This is a genomic window from Kitasatospora sp. SolWspMP-SS2h (genome assembly GCF_003259315.1).
Classification (GTDB): Bacteria; Actinomycetota; Actinomycetes; order Streptomycetales; family Streptomycetaceae; genus Kitasatospora; species Kitasatospora fiedleri.
In genome coordinates, this window is record NZ_QLLT01000019.1 from 153,475 (window position 1) to 172,077 (window position 18,603).

At 74.2% G+C, this 18,603-nt stretch carries 13 protein-coding genes, 1 pseudogene and 1 riboswitch; of the genes and pseudogenes, 7 read left to right on the plus strand and 7 right to left on the minus strand.

All coding sequences use genetic code 11. The features are described from left to right. Positions 1-122: 122 nt before the first annotated feature. On the plus strand, positions 123-1,331 hold the full coding sequence (locus K353_RS23710) for a CapA family protein (RefSeq protein ID WP_111555566.1): 1,209 nt from the start codon (positions 123-125) through the stop codon (positions 1,329-1,331). 22 nt (positions 1,332-1,353) lie between these two features. Here the strand turns inward: K353_RS23710 and K353_RS23715 are convergent, their stop codons facing one another. Next, positions 1,354-2,559, minus strand: coding sequence for a transglycosylase family protein (locus K353_RS23715; protein WP_111555567.1), 1,206 nt, complete (start codon positions 2,557-2,559; stop codon positions 1,354-1,356). A 3-nt stretch (positions 2,560-2,562) separates the two neighbouring features. After that, positions 2,563-2,730, minus strand: a riboswitch (cyclic di-AMP (ydaO/yuaA leader). 485 nt (positions 2,731-3,215) lie between these two features. Here K353_RS23715 and K353_RS23720 point away from each other — a divergent pair. After that, the gene (locus tag K353_RS23720; protein ID WP_111555568.1) at positions 3,216-4,622 is read left to right on the plus strand and encodes an MFS transporter; all 1,407 of its coding nucleotides are present in this window, start codon (positions 3,216-3,218) and stop codon (positions 4,620-4,622) included. A 146-nt stretch (positions 4,623-4,768) separates the two neighbouring features. Here the strand turns inward: K353_RS23720 and K353_RS23725 are convergent, their stop codons facing one another. Together K353_RS23725 and K353_RS23730 are read right to left on the minus strand one after the other, a co-directional pair. Further along, a complete protein-coding gene (locus K353_RS23725) occupies positions 4,769-5,050 on the minus strand; it encodes a pyrimidine/purine nucleoside phosphorylase (protein ID WP_111555569.1) in 282 nt (93 codons plus the stop codon). Between the two features lie 271 nt (positions 5,051-5,321). Continuing rightward, positions 5,322-6,770, minus strand: a complete 1,449-nt coding sequence (locus K353_RS23730) for a glycine hydroxymethyltransferase (RefSeq protein WP_199528218.1) — start codon at positions 6,768-6,770, stop codon at positions 5,322-5,324. Positions 6,771-7,125: 355 nt separating this feature from the next. Here K353_RS23730 and K353_RS23740 point away from each other — a divergent pair, with 355 nt between their 5' ends. Continuing rightward, entirely contained in the window at positions 7,126-7,641 is a 516-nt protein-coding gene (locus K353_RS23740; RefSeq protein WP_111555570.1) for a DinB family protein, read from the plus strand. A 121-nt stretch (positions 7,642-7,762) separates the two neighbouring features. Next, on the plus strand, positions 7,763-8,254 hold the full coding sequence (locus K353_RS23745) for a hypothetical protein (protein ID WP_111555571.1): 492 nt from the start codon (positions 7,763-7,765) through the stop codon (positions 8,252-8,254). Positions 8,255-8,373: 119 nt separating this feature from the next. On the opposite strand, the gene K353_RS23750 is transcribed toward K353_RS23745, so the two are convergent. Together K353_RS23750 and K353_RS23755 are read right to left on the minus strand one after the other, a co-directional pair. Then, on the minus strand, positions 8,374-9,678 hold the full coding sequence (locus tag K353_RS23750) for a chitinase (RefSeq protein ID WP_111555572.1): 1,305 nt from the start codon (positions 9,676-9,678) through the stop codon (positions 8,374-8,376). A 279-nt stretch (positions 9,679-9,957) separates the two neighbouring features. Beyond that, on the minus strand, positions 9,958-10,815 hold the full coding sequence (locus tag K353_RS23755) for a TetR/AcrR family transcriptional regulator C-terminal domain-containing protein (protein ID WP_233533783.1): 858 nt from the start codon (positions 10,813-10,815) through the stop codon (positions 9,958-9,960). A 307-nt stretch (positions 10,816-11,122) separates the two neighbouring features. Between K353_RS23755 and K353_RS23760 the strand changes: the two genes are divergently transcribed. Continuing rightward, complete coding sequence (locus tag K353_RS23760) at positions 11,123-12,631, plus strand: MFS transporter (RefSeq protein WP_111555573.1); 1,509 nt, start codon at positions 11,123-11,125, stop codon at positions 12,629-12,631. Between the two features lie 104 nt (positions 12,632-12,735). Here K353_RS23760 and K353_RS23765 read toward each other — a convergent pair whose 3' ends face one another. Next, entirely contained in the window at positions 12,736-14,355 is a 1,620-nt protein-coding gene (locus K353_RS23765) for a cellulose binding domain-containing protein (RefSeq protein ID WP_111555574.1), read from the minus strand. Positions 14,356-14,608: 253 nt separating this feature from the next. After that, positions 14,609-15,532: a lytic polysaccharide monooxygenase gene (locus K353_RS23770; protein WP_111555575.1), complete on the minus strand. Its 924-nt coding sequence runs from the start codon at positions 15,530-15,532 to the stop codon at positions 14,609-14,611. 951 nt (positions 15,533-16,483) lie between these two features. Between K353_RS23770 and K353_RS23775 the strand changes: the two are divergent. After that, a pseudogene (locus K353_RS23775) lies at positions 16,484-17,440 on the plus strand (hypothetical protein); the annotation flags it as partial. Between the two features lie 64 nt (positions 17,441-17,504). Continuing rightward, positions 17,505-18,578 carry a hypothetical protein gene (locus K353_RS23780; RefSeq protein WP_233533784.1) on the plus strand — a complete coding sequence of 358 codons (1,074 nt, stop codon included), beginning with the start codon at positions 17,505-17,507 and terminating at the stop codon, positions 18,576-18,578. Positions 18,579-18,603: the final 25 nt, after the last annotated feature.

Here is an 18,603-nt window from a genome sequence, read left to right on the forward strand (position 1 = left end):
CGGCGCGACTGGAGCGGTGGGCGGCTGACGGAAGCGGTGACCGTGCGGTGCCGTTGCGGTCTTCCGGTGTTCGAGCGGCGCGGATACAGTGCGTCGTCACCGAACTGCCGGGGGGTCCGTTCATGCGTCGCACCACGGGTGGCACAGCTGCCACCACCACCGCCACCGCCGTCCTGCTGCTGGGCGCCCTCGCCGGATGCGGCGGGCCGTCGCCCACCGGGGACCGGGCCGCCCCCACCGCCGGGGGCGGTTCGGCTTCCGCCGCGGCCACCGGATCGGCCGCGCCGACCGGTTCGGCGCCCGCCGGGTCGGGGAGCGGGGCCCCGCAGGACCCCGCCGCGACGGCCTCCGGCGCGAGCCCGGGCCCCGGCCAGGGGGCCGGGACGGGGAGCGGCATCACGGTGGCGTTCGCCGGGGACGTCCACTTCGAGGGGCGGACCGCCGCCCGGCTCGGCGCCGCCAAGGCCGACACCGCGCTCGGCCCGATCTCCGGCACGCTCTCCGCCGCCGACCTGGCGGTGCTCAACCTGGAGACCGCGATCACCGGCCGCGGCAAGGCCGAACCCAAGACCTACACCTTCCGCACCACGCCCAAGGCGCTCGGCGCGCTCAAGGACGCGGGCGTCGACGTGGTCTCCCAGGCCAACAACCACGCCGTCGACTTCGGCCCCGACGGCCTCGCCGACACCCTCGCCGCCAAGGCCGCCTCCCCGGTGCCCGTGATCGGCATCGGCAAGGACGCCGAGGAGGCGTACGCCCCGTACCTGACCACCGTGCGCGGCGTGCGGATCGCCGTCCTGGCGGCCAGCCAGGTCGACGAGATCACCAACCAGAAGTGGCGGGCCGGCGCGCACAAGCCCGGCATCGCGTCCGCCCTCGACGAGACCGCGCTGCTGCGGGCCGTGGCCGGGGCGAAGGCGCAGGCGCCCGTGGTCCTGGTCTACCTGCACTGGGGCGACGAGGGCGCGGCCTGCCCGACCCGCGCGCAGACCTCGCTGGCCAAGAAGCTCGCCGACGCCGGCGCGACCGCCGTGGTCGGCACCCACGCCCACACCATGCTCGGCGCGGGCATGCTCGGGAACACCTACGTGGCGTACGGCTTCGGCAACTTCCTCTGGTACGGCACCTCGAACTACACCGCCTCCGACGAGACCGGCGTCACCACGATCACCGTCACCGCCGACGGCCGCGTCACCGGCGAGACGTTCACCCCCGCCCACATCGACGGCCGCGGCGTGCCCGTCCCGCAGAACGGCAGTGTCGCGAAGGCCGCCCAGCAGCGCCGCGACGGCCTGCGCGGCTGCACCGGACTGGCCGCCGTCCCGAAGTGACGGCGGCTGGTCCGGGCGTCCGTCAGCCCAGGTCCAGCACTTGGCCGGGGCGGATCAGGTCCGGGTTCTCGCCGATCAGCTGCTGGTTCGACCTGTAGAGCTCGGACCAGCCACCGCCCACGGCGTTGCTGCGGGCGATCGAGGCCAGCGTGTCGCCGGGGCCGACGGTGTACGGCTGCGCGGATGGGGACGCTGCCGGAGCCGGGGCCGTCGAGGTGGTCGGGGCTGCCGGGGCGGTGGACGCGCCCGTGGGCGCGGTCGTGCCGCTGCCCGCGCTCGGGGCGGTGGTGGTGCCGCCGCTGGGCGACGCCTCCGGGGTGTCGCCGGTGCCGGTGGACGGGCCGGGCGATGGGGTGACCGGGAGGGTGGGCAGCAGGCCGCCCCCGTTCCCGTCGTTGGTGCCGGTGCCGCCGTCGGTGGGCGTGCTCGGGCTGGGCGAGGCGGTCGGGTCGGTGGGGTCGCCGGGAGCGGCCGGGTCGGTGGGGGAGACCGGCGGGACGGTCGGGGTGGCCGGGGCGTCCGGGGCGTTCGGGGTGGGGACGGTCGGGTCCGGGGTGGTCGTGGTCGGCGCGCTCGGGTGCGGCTGGGGGTGCGTCAGCTGCATGTAGCGCTCGTACAGGCTCTGGTGGCTGGTCCAGAACCAGGCGCCGTTCTTCTCGTACCAGTACACGTGCGAGACCGGGTCGTAGCCGGGCAGGCCGGAGAACACCGGCGCGCCCCTCCCGTCCGGGACGGTGCTGCCGTCCGGGGCGGCGTTGACCGCCGCGACGCCGCGCGCGCCGCGCAGCGAACCCGTCTCGTCCGCCGAGTCGTTGTCGTCGACCACGCCCGGCGCGCTGGCGGTGTTCAGGCCCGCGTCGTCCGCGCACGCCGACCAGGGCGAGGGGCCCTCGGTGGCCAGGATGCGTTCGGCGACGGCGATCTGCTGGCTGCGGGTGGCCCCGTTCGGCAGCGCCGAGTACTGGGTGCCGCCGTAGTCGTTCCAGCGCTGGGCGGTGATCCCCAGGCCGCCGTAGCCGCCGTTGCCCGCGTCGGAACTCCAGTTCCCTCCGCTCTCGCAGTCGGCGACCCGGTCCCAGACCGCGCTGGGGGCGGCGTGTGCGCCGGCGACGGCGAGCAGCGGCAGGGCGATGCCGACACCGGCCACGCCGGCCGCCGCGATCGCCCGCTCGGCCGCCTTCTCCGCCGGACCCTGCCGGCGGTGGCGTCCCGAACCCGTGAAGAGCATGCGAGATCCTCTCCGCACGCCTACGGGGTGAGCTGTCGGGTTCGGGCCGGGAGGGAGGCCCGGCCGTCGCGCTCCGGTCACCCGGTGCGGACGGCTTCACCCCTAGCCGTGGGGGACGGCAACAATCGTGGTTCCCCCGCCCCTGCCCAAGGGTCTTGGTGGTCGACCCGCAGCGCGGTGGACAGGGCTCGGCGTTGTCGCGTGCGGGGGCCCGGCGGTGCGAGCCGGGGCGAGCCTATTCACTCGAACGCGGCAATCACAAGCGCGTCGCGCCCGGATCACGCCCTCGTCACGTCGGGTCCTGCGTGGTGTGTGGACGACCTGTTGACGGGAGATCGGGCGGGAGGGCGAGGGGAGGGTCGGCGGATCGGTGGGAGAAGTCTGGCCGATCGGTGGGATTGAGGTGGGAAGGAGTGGGGAAGGCCGGTGCTCCGCCGGGGTGGTGCCGGCGGCTCTTGCCCGCCAACTGCCTTTTCGGATAGTCGAGTTGAGTGTAATTGGGGCATTCGGCGCGTTGCGGATAAATGATGCGACAGGGGGTCGGCGGGCTTCCTACGATCGCCCTGCTCGCTGTTCCGGTGGGCGCGTGGTCGGGTCCGTCGAGTGCGACAGGTCCGACAGGTCCGTCGAGTCCGTCGAGTCCGTGGGGAGGTTCCGTGGGTGCCCTGATTCCTGAAGTGCTCCGCACCGAGCGCCAGTTCGCCAGGCTGTTCGTCGGCCAGTCGCTGTCGACCCTGGGAGACCGGGTGTCGTTCGTGGCGCTGCCCTTCGCCGTGCTGTCGATCGGCGGCTCGGCCGTCGACGTGGGGCTGGTGACGGCCGCCGGGCTGCTCCCGCTGCTGGTGTTCACCCTGGTCGGGGGCGTCTGGGCGGATCGGGTACCGAGACGGCGGATCATGCTGGCCTCCGACCTGCTGCGGTGCGTCGTCCAGACGGCCGTCGCGGTGCTGCTGCTCACCGGCACCGCCCGGGTCGGGCTGCTGGCGCTGCTGATGGCGCTGTTCGGGGTCGCGGACGCCTTCTTCCTCCCCGCCTCCACCGGGCTGCTACCCCTGCTGGTCCCCGCCGATCGGCTGCGCGAGGCGAACGCGCTGAGCGGGTTCGTCCAGTCGACGGGCCTGGTGGTCGGACCGGCGCTGGCCGGTCTGCTGATCGCGGCGGTCGGCCCGGGCGGTGCGCTGGCGATGGACGCCGCGAGTTTCGCGGCCAGTGCCGCGGTGCTGGCCCGGATGGGCGCGGTCGACGGCGCGGTCGCGCTGGGCGGCGCCGACGGCGGGGCCGGGCGGGGCGAGCGGCTCGGGTTCCCGGCCGAGCTGCGGATCGGCTGGCAGCAGGTGCGCAGCCGGACGTGGGTGTGGTCGGGCATGCTCGCCATGGCGGTCTACCACGTGGTGGTGCTGCCCTCGGTGTTCGTGCTCGGGCCGGTGCTGGCGGAGCGCGAGTGGGGCGGCGCCAACGCGTGGACGGTGGTGGTGATCGCCTTCGGCCTCGGCTCGATCGTGGGGGACGTGTGCTCCTACCGGCTGAGACCGGCCCGCCCGATGGCCGTCGCGGCGGTGGCGATGGCGGTCGCCTCCTGCCAGGCCGCGATCATCGGCTCCGGTGCGCCGGTCTGGGTGATCGCCGCCCTGGAGGCGGTCACGGGCGTGGGCGTGTCCTTGTTCTTCGTGCTCTGGGAGACCTCGCTCCAGGTGCACATACCGGAGCGGGTGCTCTCCCGGGTCAGCTCCTACGACCACCTGATCGCCGTCGCCCTGATGCCGCTCGGGCTGGTGCTGGCCGGTCCGCTCTCCGAGAGCCTCGGTGTGCGGCCCACGCTGTTCGGGATGACCGCCCTCGCCGTCCCGGTCGCGTTCGCCCTGCTCGCGCTCCCCGCGGTCCGTCACCTGCCGGCGAGCCGGCCTTCCGAGCCGGAGTCCGAACCAGAGCCCGAGCCGGCGGCCGGATCCGGGCCCGAGCCGGAGCCCGTGCCCGGGGTCGGAACGGCCGCAGGAGCGGCGGGCGGGGCCGTGGAGGCTGCCGGCCGCCGCGAGGCCGCTCCGGAAGCGGAGGCGGCGGTGTGAGCGCGGCCGGCGGCTGACCACCGGCCCACCACAGGGTGCCGCACCCCAGCCGCATCCCCGTCGAGCCCCGGTCGGGCCCGGGGCGACCGGACCGGCGACTGCGGCGGTGGCTGCGTGGCTGGGTGGCGGTGGTCAGCGGGAGGGGATCAGCGGTATTCGCAGAGGTAGGCCGTGTCGATCGAGACCTGGAGGTGGAACGTGCTGTCACCCGGAACGGAGAAGTGCTCACCGGCGGAGAAGGTCCGCCAGTCGTCGGAGCCGGGGAGCTTCACGGTCAGGGCGCCGCTGACCACGTGCATGACCTCCGGGGCGGCGGTGCCGAACTCGTACTCGCCGGGGGCCATCACGCCGACGGTCGCCGGGCCGTCGGCCGAGGTGAAGGCGACCGACTTGACCGTGCCGTCGAAGTATTCGTTGACCTTGAGCATGCGCGTTCTCCTGCGGAAGGGGTGCGGGACGGCGGCCGGCGCGTCGCGCGCCCGGCCGCGGCGGGGGCGAGCCTATCGGCGCGAGCGCTTCGGTCGCCGGGAGCGTCCGCTGGTTGGTCACCGGCCGACGGCGGCCCCCGCCGCCGTCGGGCCCGGCTCCGCCGCAGGTCGGAACGCGGCGTGCGGCGCGGCGAGTTCGGCGGCCCGGCCCGCCGGGGTGGCGGCGGGCCGGGCCGGGAGGCGTCCGGACGGGGACGCCGGGAGGGGAGGATCAGCCGAGCGTGATGCCCGGGTAGAGCGGGTGGTCGGCGAGCAGGTCGACCGCGCGCTTGGCGACGGAGTCGCGGACGGCCTCGTCCAGCGCGTACTGCGCCTTCGAGGAGCCGACCGGCGCGGCGGCCGTCAGCACGGTGTGGATCAGCTCGGCGACCTCGTCCAGCTCCGCCGCGCCCAGCCCGCGGGTGGTCAGCGCGGGCGTGCCGAGCCGGATGCCGGAGGTGTACCAGGCGCCGTTCGGGTCCTGCGGGACGGCGTTGCGGTTGGTGACGATGCCGGAGTCCAGCAGCGCCGCCTCCGCCTGGCGTCCCGTCAGTCCGTAGGAGGAGACGTCCGCCAGCACCAGGTGGTTGTCGGTGCCGCCGGTCACCAGCCGGGAGCCGCGCTTGAGCAGGCCCTCGGCGAGCGCCCGGGCGTTGTCCACCACCTGCTGGGCGTACACCTGGAACTCGGGGCGGCGCGCCTCCGCGAACGCCACCGCCTTCGCCGCCATCACGTGCGACAGCGGGCCGCCGAGCACCAGCGGGCAGCCGCGGTCGACGTGCTCCGCCAGCTCCGAGGTGCACAGCACCATGCCGCCGCGCGGGCCGCGCAGCGACTTGTGCGTGGTGGTGGTGACGATCTGCGCGTGCGCGACCGGGTCGAAGTCCCCCGTCAGCACCTTGCCCGCGACCAGGCCGGCGAAGTGCGCCATGTCGACCATCAGGGTCGCGCCCACCTCGTCCGCGATCTCCCGCATCCGGCGGAAGTTCACCAGTCGCGGGTACGCCGAGTACCCGGCCACCAGGATCAGCGGCCGGAACTCCAGGGCGGTCCGCCGGACTTCGTCGTAGTCGACCAGCCCGGTCGCCGGGTCCGTCCCGTAGCTGCGCTGCTCGAACATCTTGCCCGAGATGTTCGGCCGGAAGCCGTGCGTGAGGTGCCCGCCCGCGTCCAGCGACATGCCCAGCATCCGCTGGTTGCCCAGCTCGCGGCGGAGCTCGGCCCAGTCCTGCTCGCTCAGGTCGTTGACGTTGCGGACCTGGGCGCGCCGCAGCGCCGGGCTCTCCACCCGCTGCGACAGCACCGCCCAGAACGCCACCAGGTTGGCGTCGATCCCGGAGTGCGGCTGCACGTACGCGTGCTCCGCGCCGAACAGCTCGCGGGCGTGCTCGGCGGCCAGCTCCTCCACGGTGTCCACGTTGCGGCAGCCCGCGTAGAAGCGGCGGCCCGGCGTGCCCTCCGCGTACTTGTCGCTCAGCCAGTTGCCCATCGCCAGCAGCACCGCGGGCGAGGCGTAGTTCTCACTGGCGATCAGCTTCAGCGAAGCGCGCTGGTCCACCAGCTCCCCGGAGATCGCCGCGGCGATCCGGGGCTCGACGGCGCGCACCACGTCCAGGGCGCTGCGGAAGGCGGTGTCGGCGGCGGGGCTGCCGAAGGTGTGCGCGGGCAGGGGCTCGACCACGGGCGGTCTCCTCGTACGGAACGGCGACGATTCGGACGGCCCAGGCGCACGGCTACAGCACACGGCACCCGGGGGCACCGCACGGAGCCGCTCCCCGATGGTGAGTTCCATCCCAGCGCGCCAGTCACGACTCACCGCGATCGTACCAACCACCGCGCCTGGCCCGGGCCGGATCCCGCAGACACGGCTCGAACACCCGCCCCGGCCCCGGCTCCGGCCCCGATCCCGGTCCCGGTTCGCGCTCCGGCCCTGCCTTCGCCGCCGGCCCCGGCCCGGGAGCCGGCTCAGGTCCCGCTCCCTGCCCTGGGCGAAATTCCCTGGTGCGGCCCGGTCGGACCTGGGCATGATCGGGCGCATGACATGGACCGTCCCCACCACCACCCGCACCGGCGGCTCGCTCACCGCCCCCGAGACCGAGCTGCTGCCCGGCTACCTCGCCTGGCACCGGACCACCTTCCTGCACAAGTGCGCCGGCCTGACCGGAGAGCAGCTCGCGCTGCGCCCGCTGCCCGAGAGTTCGCTCTCGCTGCTCGGGCTGATGCGCCACCTGGCCAAGGTGGAGCGGACGTGGTTCCGGATCCGCTTCGCCGGGCAGGACGTCCCGCCGCTGCACGCCGTGGAGGGCTACAAGGACGCCGACTTCGACCTGCTGGAGCCGGAGCGGGCCGAGCAGGAGTACCTGGCGCTGCTGGAGGAACAGCGCCTCGCCGACCTCGCGGTGGCCGGTGCCTCGCTGGACGCGGTGCTGGCCGCGTACGGGGAGGAGCAGTCCCTGCGGACGACGTACCTGCACGTCATCACCGAGTACGCCCGCCACAACGGGCACGCCGACCTGCTGCGCGAGCACACCGACGGCGTCACCGGCGGCTGACGGGGAGTCGGCTCGGCATTCGGCCGGGCGACCGGTGCAAGGGCGAAGTTCCTTGCCCGGCAAGGGCGCTGAGGGGTCCCTGGCCGGCTGGTTCGTCAGATGAGCGGATAGCATACTGAGTATGGGACCTCTCGAACCGAATGTGCCCGAGCTGATCCTCGGACTGATCGTTTTCTCCGCCCTCTTCTGGGCGCTCGGCAAGGTGCTGCTGCCCCGCATCGAACGCACCCTCGCCGAGCGCCACGACAGGACCGACGGCGGCATCGCCCGTGCGGAGGAGGCCAGGGCCGAGGCGGAACGCATCCGCCGGGAGTTCCAGGCCGAACTCGCCGCCGCCCGCCACGAGGCCGCCGCGATCCGGCAGGCCGCCGCCGAGGAGGGCGCGGCGCTGGTCGCGGCCCTGCGGGCGGAGGCCCAGCAGCAGCGCGAGCAGCTGGTGGCCGAGGCGCAGGTGCAGCTGGCCGCCGACAAGGTGCTGGCCGAGGCCGAACTGCGCGAGGACGTCATCACGTTGGCGTCCGAGCTGGCCTCCCGGGTGGTCGGCGAACCACTCGCCGACCTGCCCTCGACCCGGGCCGTCGCGGACGAGTTCCGCGGTCGCGCCGAAGTCTGACCCACCGCCACCGCACCGCGGGTACGGACGCGGTGAAGCGGACGGGCCGCCCGGTCCCGAGCCTGTGGCTCGTGGACCGGGCGGCCCGTCCGTCGTTCAGGGGGTGGGAGCGGGGCGGCTCAGGAGCACGGGCCGTCGTCGGCCCACGCGCCCCACTGGCCGCTGCTGCTCGGGTTCTCGTTCAGGGTCCACCACTTGGCGTGGTAGTTGTGGTGGTTGTAGCTGGCCTTGTCGTTGGCCACGTAGGTGGTGGTCGCCGACCAGGCGGGGCTGCAGGTGCCCGTGCCGGGCGAGGTGCCGGTGCTCGGCGAGGCGCTGACGCTGGTGCTCGGCGAGGGGGAGGGCGTGCTGGTGGGCGGGGTCGCGCCGGCGAACTTCACCGTGTACTTGGTGAAGTCCCAGGCGTTCTGCGCCACGCTGGAGCAGGCGCCGGACAGCCCGGGGTCGACCGTGCCGGAGCACTGGCGGTCGCGGTTGACCGACCAGAAGGTGTACCGGGCCAGCTTGTGCGCGGTGGCGAAGTCCAGCACGGTCTGGAAGTCCGCCTGCTTGAAGTACTCGGCGGCGTCGGTGCGGCCGTTCATCAGCGACGCGCCCTCGTGGGCGTAGGCGGTGGCCTCGTTCCAGCCGAAGGTGCTCTGCAGGATCTGGTTGAACTTCACCAGCGCGTCGGTCTGCGCCGCCGCCCCGTTGAAGCCGCCGTCGAACGGCATGATCGAGTAGTTGTTCGGGGTGAAGCCCTGGGACTTCGCCTCCAGCAGCATCTGGGTGCCGAACCAGCCGGTGCCGGCGTTGGTGCCCGCGGTGGTGATGGAGATGTAGATCCCCGGGTTGTTCTGCTGCAGGATGCGGGCCGCGCCGATCTCGTTGTGGATGGCGGCGGTGTTCTCGTACTCGGGCTCCTCGAGGTCGAAGTCGATCGCCTTGAGGTTGTACTTGGTGACGACCTTCTGGTACGCGGCGGCGGTCGCCTCCGGGGTGCCGCAGGTCTGGCCGAGCTTGGTGCCGCCGTAGCCGCCCACCGAGACCGAGACGTCGCCGCCCTTGTTGCGGATGGTCTGGATGACGGCCGGCATCGTGGTGTCGGTGTCGATCGAGGACGTCCCGCCCCAGGACGGGCTACAGGTGTTGCCGCCCTGGGCCAGGATGAACGCGAGCTGGAACGCCTTCTGGCCGGTGGCGTCCATGACGGCGGCGGCGTCCGGCGGGCTGTTGTCCTCCGGCATCAGGTACGGCGCGGAGGCGTACCAGTTGGAGCCGAGCGCGGCCGTGGTCGCGGCGTTCGCCGAACCGGAGGCGGCGACGGCGGAGACGCCGCCGGCCAGCAGGCCGAACACGGACAGGGCGACCGCGACGGCGCGGCGCGGGCGGCGGCGCGGCGGGGCGGTGTCGGCGAGGGGGTGTGGGGGAAGTGCGCGTTCCATCGAGGACCTCTCCGGGAGGCGGCGAGGACAGCGGCCCGGGCGCGCGGAAGTGGGGGTGCGCGGCCGGGTCGGCGGTCGGTTGCCTAGCCGAGGTTGACGTGACTGCCACTGGTATAGACCTGTGCCGGGTCGCCGTCAACCCCCTCGGAGACGCGCCGGACGCGGCGCGGTCGAGTCGCGGTCGGATCGTGGTCAGGTATCGGTCAAGTGACGGTAAAGCGCAGGTCAAAGCAGATGTGGTCGGCCGGTTGACGAACCGTCGGCCCGGGCCGCGCGGCCTCAGCCCGATGCCGAGCGCCCGCCCCCGCGCCCCCGCTCCCGACCTGGTTCACGGCCCCGCTCCCGCCCCGGTTCGCGTCCCCGCTCGCGGCCCGGTTCGCGCCCGCGCTCCCGGCCGCGTTCGCGGCCCGGCCGGCGCCCGGCGGCCGGCGGCTCCGGCGGCAGGTAGGACTCCAGGCCGCGCAGGAACACCTCGACCTTGAAGGCGTAGCGCTCGTCCCCGTCGCCCGACACCATGGTGTCCGCCATCCCCTGGAGGTTCGGGAAGCGATCGGGCGGCAGCGCCCGCAGGAAGGCGTGCAACTGCCCGAAGTACTCGTCGATGTCCGTCCCCCGGGCGATCCGCTCCGCGTACACCGACGCCTCGTACGCGTCGGTGTCGATCAGCTGGCCGAGGCCGTCCAGCGCCCAGGCCGCCACCTGGGGCGGCATGCCGACCTGGAGCAGCAGGTCGAGCAGGAACTCGGTGATGCCCAACTGGCTCTCGCCCAGCGGGATGCTGCCCAGCGACACCAGCGACACGTCCCGGTGGGAGGTCAGCACCCGCTGCGCCTCGAAGCAGATCTCGGTGATCTGCTCCTTCCAGCGAGCGGGCTCGGGGCGGCGCGGCAGTCGGATCTCGGAGACCACCCGTTCCAGCACCAGTTCGAGCAGCTCCTCCTTGTGGGAGACGTGCGCGTAGAGTGAGGCCGGGCCGGTGCCCAGCTCCTGCGCGACCCGGCGCATCGTCACCCCGGCCAGGCCTTCGGTGTCCAGCACCCGCACCGCGGTCTCCACGATCAGCGCGCGGCTGAGCGGCTGCCGGGGCTCGGCCTTGCGGGGCTTGTGCCACGGGTTCTCGGGCATCTGCGCGGGCATCGGGCCACCTGCTTTCGCTGAACGTTCCGCCGGCGATCATCGTACTCCGGACGAACACCGTTCGACGGGTGGGCGAAGCGACCGCTTCCGGTCCGGCCTCCGTCGCGGTTCGGAGCCGGTGGTAGGGGATGCGGAGGGGCGGCGGGCGGCGGATCTCGGGGTCGGGTCGGGGGTGCGGGTGGAGGAGAAGTCAGGGTTAATCCGTTTGACGGGAACGCCGCTCGACTCGTAGAACAGTGTTCGTCCGACAAACACCGTTCAATCGCGCGGCCCCGTCCACCGCGCCTGGTAGTAGACAGGAGCTGTCATGACCGACGCGGTCGGCACGACCTCGGCACCGCCCTCCGGCGCCGCCGAGCCCTACCGGTGGCGCTGGGTCGCGCTGTTCGTCATCCTCGCCGCCGAGGTGATGGACCTGCTCGACTCCCTGGTCACCAACATCGCCGCCCCCGCGATCCGGGCGGACATCGGCGGCGGCGAGTCCACCATCCAGTGGCTCGGCGCGGCGTACACGCTGGCGATGGCCATCGGCCTGATCACCGGCGGGCGGCTCGGCGACATCTTCGGGCGCCGCCGGATGTTCATGATCGGCGCGGCCGGGTTCACCGTCGGGTCGCTCGCCTGCGGCCTGGCCCAGGAGCCCTGGCAGCTGGTCGCGGCCCGGGTGCTCCAGGGCCTGCTCGGCGCGGTGATGCTGCCGCAGGGCCTGGGCATCATGAAGGAGGTCTTCTCGCCCAAGGAACAGGGCGCGGCCTTCGGCATGTTCGGCCCGGTGATGGGCCTGTCGACGGTCAGCGGCCCGATCCTGGCCGGCTGGCTGATCGACGCGGACTTCGCGGGCACCGGCTGGCGGATGATCTTCCTGATCAACATCCCGCTCGGCCTGTTCGCCTTCGTCGGCGGCCGGGTCTTCCTGCCCGCCCAGGGCCAGGGCCCGACCGTCCGGCTCGACCTGGTCGGCGCGCTGCTGGCCGCCCTCGGCGCGGCCACGGTCATCTACCCGCTGGTCCAGGGCCGCGAGCACGACTGGCCGCTGTGGGCGTTCGCACTGCTGGCGGTCGGCGTCGCCGTGTTCGGCCTGTTCGGCTGGTACGAGGCCCGGCGCAAGGCAGCCGGGGCCGACCCGCTGGTCGAGCCCAGCCTGTTCGCCAAGCGCGGCTTCAGCGGCGGCATGGTGCTCGGCCTGGTCTTCTTCACCGCGATGACCGGCTTCTGGCTGACGTTCAGCCTGTACACCCAGCTCGGCCTGCACTACAGCGCCTTCAAGTCCGGCCTGACGGGCATCCCGTCCTCGGTCGGCATGGTGATCGCGTTCGTCGCCTCCCAGGCGCTGCAGAAGTACGGCCGCAGGGTGATGCACGTGGGCCTGGTGGTGATGCTGGCCGGCGTGCTGGCCCTGATGTACACCCTGCACAGCCAGGGTACGGGCGTCACGCCCTGGCAGATGGTGCCCTCGCTGGCGGTCAGCGGCCTGGGCATGGGCCTGGTGATGGCCCCGTTCTTCGGCATGGTGCTCGCCTCGGTGGACGTGCACGAGACCGGATCGGCCTCCGGCACGCTGACGTCCGTGCAGCAGCTCGGCGGTGCCCTGGGCAGCGCCATCCTGGGCACGGTCTTCTTCGAGCGCCTGAAGACCTCGGACTTCGCCGGCGCCGAGCAGACCACCCTGTGGACCGAGGTCGGTCTGCTGGTGGCGGTCTTCGCGGCGATCTTCCTGCTCCCGATGCACGGCCGCCCCGAGCACGAGGGCGCGGAGGACGGCGGGGCCGAGGAGGAGGGCGCGCTCCGCAAGGAGGGCGAGCACCAGCCCGCCTGACGCCCCGTCGCACGACACCCCCGCGAGGGGGAGGGGCGGGGCCGGTGGCCCCGGAGCGATGTGCTCCGGGGCCACCGGCCCCGCGCCGCAGGAGGAACGGAGGATCAGCCCTGGTAGGCCGCGAAGAGCTTCGAGAACTGATACGGCGTCTGCGGGACGTTGGTGCACTTGGGCAGCGAACCGGTGCACGCGTTGGCGTCCCGGGTCATCTCCCAGAAGGCCAGCTCGCCGAGGTGGTGCTGCTGGGCGAAGGCGATCAGCTGCTGCGCGTCGGAGAGGCCGAACACCTCGGAGGCGGTGTCGTTCTGGCCGAGCATCGGGGTGACGCCGACCATGGCGTACGCCTGGGCGTCCGTCAGGCCGGTCCACACCGAGCGGATCTGCGCCTGGGTGGACTGCGCGGACTGGATCGCGTAGGCGCCCATCTTCCCGGCCGGGCTCGGGGCGGCCCAGTCGCCGAAGTCCATCGCCATCACGTTGACCAGGTCGACGGACAGGCCCGCGTTCTTGGCGGACTGCAGGATGTAGACGCCGTCCGCGGTCAGGCCGCTGGGCAGCACCGGCAGGGTCAGACTGACCTTCAGGTCGCGGCCCTTGGCCCGCTGCGCGGCCTGGACCTGGGCGAGCGCGGCGGAGCGGCGGTCGACCGAGGCGTGGTCGGTGACGGCGGTGCCCTCGATGTCGAAGTCCACCCGGTCGAGCGCGTAGACGTCGACGACCTTCTGGTACTGCGCGGCCAGCGCCGCCACCGTGGTGCAGGACTGGGCGAGTTCGGTGCCGTTGGCGCCGCCGAAGGACGGGCGGACGTCGCCGCCCGCGTCGCGGATCGCGTCCATGTCGGCCTTGTTCCAACCGGTGGCCGGGTCGTACGCGCCGAACCAGCTGGCGGTGCACGGCTGGCCGCCGTTGATGAGGAACGCCAGCGAGAACTCCTTGACGCCGCTGGCGGCGGAGAGCGCGGGCAGGCTGGGCGTCGGGTAGGCGCCGAGGTCCACGTAGGGGGCGGCGGTGCCGTCGGCGGTGCCGGTGCCCGCGGTGGCGGTGACGGCCGCGGAGGCCGCCGATTCGTTGCCCGCCGCGTCGAAGGCGGTGACGGTGAAGGTGTGGCTGCTGCCCTGGAGCAGGCCGCGGACGGTGGCGGAGGTGCCGGTCACGGTGGCGACCACGGCGGAGCCCTCGCGCACGCGGTAGCCGGCCACCGCCGTGTTGTCGGTGGCGGCCGTCCAGCCGAGGGTGATGCTGCCCGGCCCGGTGCCGGTCGAGTGCGGCCCGCCGGGGACGGACGGCGCGACGGTGTCGGCGGGCGCGCCCGCGCACGGCTGGTTGTTGATCGCGCAGTTGGCGGGGGCGCTCTGCACGGCGCCGGTGGTGACGCCGAAGCCGACCGCGGGCGCGGCGGCGCCGGGGGCCAGCGGGGCGGCCCAGGCGGGCGAGGTCACCGTGTAGCGGGTGCCGGTGGGGGTGGCGGCCGAGCTGAGGGTGCCGTTCCACAGGCTGGAGACGCTCTCGCCGGTCGGCAGGTCGAAGGAGAGCGACCAGCTGTTGACGGTGGCGTTGGTGTGGTTGGTCACGGTGTACGTGGCCTGGAAGCCGTTCGACCAGCTCTGGCTGACGGCGTAGTCGGCGGTCAGGCCGGAGGCGCCGGCCGCACCGGCGGCGGTGGCGCCCAGCGGGGCGGCGACCAGGGCCGCGGCCGCGGCGAGGGAGAGGGTGACGCGCCTCATGGGCGAGTCCTCCTTGACGGTGTGGGGGGACGGGTGGGGGCCGTGGCGCGGAGTGCGCGGGGCGCACTCAAGATGGTCCAGACCAATCCGGGCCGTCAAGGCGAAGTCCTGCTGTTTTGCAAGGAGTTGACGGTTCATTCAGGTGCGGTCAGCGCCCCCGGGGCGGGCCTTGGACGACGGAGGGCGCGGCCCCCGGAACGTGGGGGAAGGGGCCGCGCCACCCGCCTGACACAGGTCAGGCGTCCATGGGCCGTCAGGCGGAGACGGCGGCGCCGCGGATCCGGCGGGCCAGGTACACGCCCGAGGCGGTGGCCGACAGCAGGGCCGCGCCGGCCAGCCCGAGCAGCAGGTCGCCCTGGCCGGGCCGGCCCACCGCGGCGGTGCCGGAGGCGGCCGCGACCGCCTCGGCGGCGGTGAGGTCGCCGCCGTGGCCGTGGTGCGAGACGGTCGAGCGGGCGGCGCCCGCGTCGATCTGGGCCTGGGTCGGCGCGAGCGGGGCGTTCGCGGCCTGCGGGCCGACCGCGGCCGCGGCGGTGGCGGCGCCGAAGTCGAGGTCCGAGCAGCCGTAGAACGCCTCCGGGCTGTCCGAGCGCTGCCACACCATGTAGACCAGCTGGCGGCCGGTGCGCTGCGGCAGGTTCACGTTGACGTGGTAGTACCCGTTGTCCGAGGTGCGCGCGGTGTCGTAGACCGCGACCGGCGCGGCCAGGTCCAGGTCGGACCACTTCAGCGGCTTCGTGGGGTCGTAGCCGGCCTTGGTGATGTACAGCTTCATGCTGCCCTGGTGCGGCGCGGTGACCCGGAAGTCGAAGGTCTTCGCGCCGGCCGTCGCCGGGCTGGCCGGCCAGTCGGTGCGGGCCCAGTCCAGGGCGCGGTACTTGTCGCGGTTGGCCGAGCAGAGGTGGCCGTCCGGAATGATCTGCCGGCTCTGGCCGTTGGCGGAGGCGATGTTGACCTCGTTCCAGTCGTACAGCGGCTGGGTGCCGCTGTCCGCGACGAGGTCCTTGCAGACCTGGGACTTCGGGGTCTCGGGGCCCTCCGCGTAGCAGGCCGCGATGCGGCTGGGCGGGCCGAACATGGCGCCGTGCGCGGCGGCACTGCCCGCGGCGGCGGTGGTGGCGACCAGGGCGCCCGCGCCCACCGCGGAAGCGGCGAGCAGGCGGCGGGACCAGGACATGGTTCTCCTCGGGAAGGTCGGGTCGGTCGTGGGGGAGGAGCGGGCACGTCTGCCTGCGGACCGCGAGGAGCGACCCCGGGCCGGCGCGGTGTGGACCCTGCACACCGCGAGCCGTCCGAAGGCTACGATTGGCCTATACCAATTGACAAGAGTCGGCCATCCGAGCGCAGTTGGCCGGTGGCGGCATTCGGCCACCGCCACCGTCCGTCCCGCACACCGCATCTGGCGCAGCGTCAGATACCGGCCGACGGGCGAACCTCGGCGAACAGCAGGGAAAACGCCCCCGGACCGCCCCCGCACCCGACCGTCCGAAGGCCCACCGCAGGACGCCCCGGGGCGGGCGAGGGGCGGGCGGGACCGCCGCGGCCCGGGCGGCGGGCGGAAGGGGTTAGGGGGAATCCAAGCCGCGGATAATGCTCCGCTAAGCCGATCCGGCCCCGGGAGACGGCCGGTCGGGCATGGCGCGGGGGTGTGAACGGACCCGTGCGGACGCTTGCCGGCCGAGCCGGGCGGGACAGGCGATCGGGTCGACCGCCACCTCCCGCGCGGCGACCTGTACGGCGGTCCGTCCGGTACCGGGACGAGCCGGTGCGCCGCCTCCCTGCCCGGTCTCCACCCGCCACCTCCGGCTCGTCGACGGCCGCGGGCGCGCAGTGGCTTCCCGAGGTGGTCAGCGACGGGAGGGGCGGTGACGGTGCGGCGGGTTTGGGGTGGGCGGCGCGGGCGGGGGGAGCGGGGGTTCGTCGGGCGTTCATGAGGGGGCCGGACCGCGGTGGTGTCCCGTTGGGGCGGGGTCGGGAGGTTGGGCGACGCTGTTTCCGCGGACGCTCCCGCAGCCGTGTCCACCCACCGAACCGAGGGACGGAACCCGTGACCCCATCGCGCACCCCCGAGCGCCGCCGCCGACTCGCCCGGCCGTCGGCCGCCCTCGCCCTGGCGGCCCTCGTCGCCGGGGCACTGACCGCCACCCCGGCCTCCGCCGCCCCCGGCGCGGTGGCCTGGCCCGGAAGTTCCAGCGTCACCACCGCCGACGCCTCGGGCGTGTTCGGCTCCGACCTGTCCGGCCTCCAGCAGGAGGGCGGCGTGATGTGGGGCGCGCAGAACTCCGGCAAGCTGTGGCGGCTCGTCCCCAACGGCTCCGGCGGCTGGAAGCCCGACACCGCCAACGGCTGGGGCTCCGGCAAGTCGCTGCGCTTCCCCGGCGGCACCGGAACCCCCGACGACGAGGGCGTCACCGTGACCGGCGCGGGCTCGGCCGGCGGCGTGTACGTCTCCAGCGAGCGCAACGCCGACTCCTCCTCCACCAGCCGGCTCTCCGTGCTGCGCTACGACGTCTCCGGCACCGGCGGCACGCTGACCGCCACCCGCGAGTGGAACCTCACCCCCGACCTGCCCTCCACCGGCTCCAACGCCGGGCTGGAGGGCGTCACCTGGGTGCCCGACGGCTACCTGACCGGCGCGGGCTTCAAGGACGCCTCCACCGGCGCCGCCTACAGTCCGGGCCGCTACGCGGCGCACACCGGCGGCGTGTTCTTCGTCGGCGTCGAGGGCACCGGCACGGTCTACGGCTACGTCCTGCTGGAGGCCGGCGGCTTCACCAGGGTCGCCACCGTCAGCAGCGGCATGGCCGGCGTGATGGAGCTGTCCTGGGAGCCGCAGGCCAACCGGATGTGGGTGGTCTGCGACGACACCTGCTCCGGCCAGCTGCGCACCTTCCGGGTCGACGGCAGCGGCGCGTTCGCCCCCACCGCGGTCTACAAGCGCCCCTCCGGCATGTCGAACCTCAACAACGAGGGCTTCACGCTGGCCGGCGCCGACGAGTGCGTGGGCGGCAGCAAGCCCGTCTACTGGTCGGACGACAGCAACACCGGCAAGCACGCCCTGCGCAAGGGCGCCATCACCTGCTGACCGGCCGGTCGCGGTCGGCGGGTCGCGCCGACCGGAACCGCCGCCCCCGGCCGACACTGGCCGGGTGAGCACCCACCCGCCCCACCCGTCCCCGCCGCCGTCCCCCCTGCGCCCGCCCGGCCGCCGCACCGTGCTGCTGGCCGGGCTGGGCGGCGCCCTGACGGCCTGTTCGTCCACCGGCCGGAGCGGCCCGGACGACCCGAGCGGCCCCGCCAGCCGGAGCAGCCCGGGCGGCCAGAGCGGCCCCGGCAGCCCCGACAGCCGGAGCGGCTCCGGCAGCCCGACCGCCGGTGCGAGCGCCGCCTTCCCCGCGCCCGCCGCCTGGCAGCCGGGCCCGGGCGAGCTCCAGCCGGACGTGAAGCTGCGCGCCGTGCAGGTGGTGGAGGCGATCGGCGGGTGGCCGCCGGGCGGGCAGGGGGTGGCGGCGGCCCGTCAGCGGGTGGCGGCGCTCGGGGTGGACCCGGGGCTGGCCGACCAGGGTGGCCCGCTGCTCGCGGACGCCCCGCGGGCGGCGCTGGAGGTGGTGTACGCCCAGTACGGCGGGCTGCTGGCGGACTCGGCGAGCGTGCTGGTGGTGTGCCGGCAGTGGCTGGCCGGGCCGGACGGCGCGCCGGTGTCCACCGGCAGCACGGTCGACGTCCGGCTGAGCAGCGGCTCGCCCCGGTGGAGCGTCACCGCGCTGCACCCGGCCGACCCCGGGGCGGTGGCGGCGACGCTGGGCGATCCGGCGACCAGGGTGCTGGCGCAGCCGCGGATCGCGCTGCCCCCGGCGGCGGTGGCGGACGTGCGCAGCGGGCAGGTGCACGACGCGCCGCTCACCGCGATGCTGGCGCTGGCGGGCACGTACGACTTCGAGGTGAGCGTGGTGCGTTCGGGCCACCCGCTGCTGGTGTTCGGCACCGACCGCCGGAGCGACCACCCGCAGGGGCGGGCGTTCGACACCTGGCGGATCGACGGGCGGGCGGTGGTGGACCCGGCGACCCCGGCCGAACTGGTGGACTCCTTCATGCGGGCGGCCGCGGCGGCGGGCTCCTACAACGTGGGCGGCCCGCGGCTGCTGTCCGGCGGGGCGACGGCGAACCAGTTCTTCAGCGACGCCACCCACCACGACCACGTGCACGCCGGGTTCCGCGCCTGACCTGCCGCCCGACCTGCCGCCCGAT

Coding starts and splice junctions, on each gene's coding strand:
- K353_RS23710 (WP_111555566.1), top strand. CDS start 123: ATGCGTCGCACCACGGGTGGCACAGCTGCCACCACCACCGCCACCGCC.
- K353_RS23715 (WP_111555567.1), bottom strand. CDS start 2,559: ATGCTCTTCACGGGTTCGGGACGCCACCGCCGGCAGGGTCCGGCGGAG.
- K353_RS23725 (WP_111555569.1), bottom strand. CDS start 5,050: ATGCTCAAGGTCAACGAATACTTCGACGGCACGGTCAAGTCGGTCGCC.
- K353_RS23740 (WP_111555570.1), top strand. CDS start 7,126: ATGACATGGACCGTCCCCACCACCACCCGCACCGGCGGCTCGCTCACC.
- K353_RS23745 (WP_111555571.1), top strand. CDS start 7,763: ATGGGACCTCTCGAACCGAATGTGCCCGAGCTGATCCTCGGACTGATC.
- K353_RS23750 (WP_111555572.1), bottom strand. CDS start 9,678: ATGGAACGCGCACTTCCCCCACACCCCCTCGCCGACACCGCCCCGCCG.
- K353_RS23755 (WP_233533783.1), bottom strand. CDS start 10,815: ATGCCCGCGCAGATGCCCGAGAACCCGTGGCACAAGCCCCGCAAGGCC.
- K353_RS23760 (WP_111555573.1), top strand. CDS start 11,123: ATGACCGACGCGGTCGGCACGACCTCGGCACCGCCCTCCGGCGCCGCC.
- K353_RS23765 (WP_111555574.1), bottom strand. CDS start 14,355: ATGAGGCGCGTCACCCTCTCCCTCGCCGCGGCCGCGGCCCTGGTCGCC.
- K353_RS23770 (WP_111555575.1), bottom strand. CDS start 15,532: ATGTCCTGGTCCCGCCGCCTGCTCGCCGCTTCCGCGGTGGGCGCGGGC.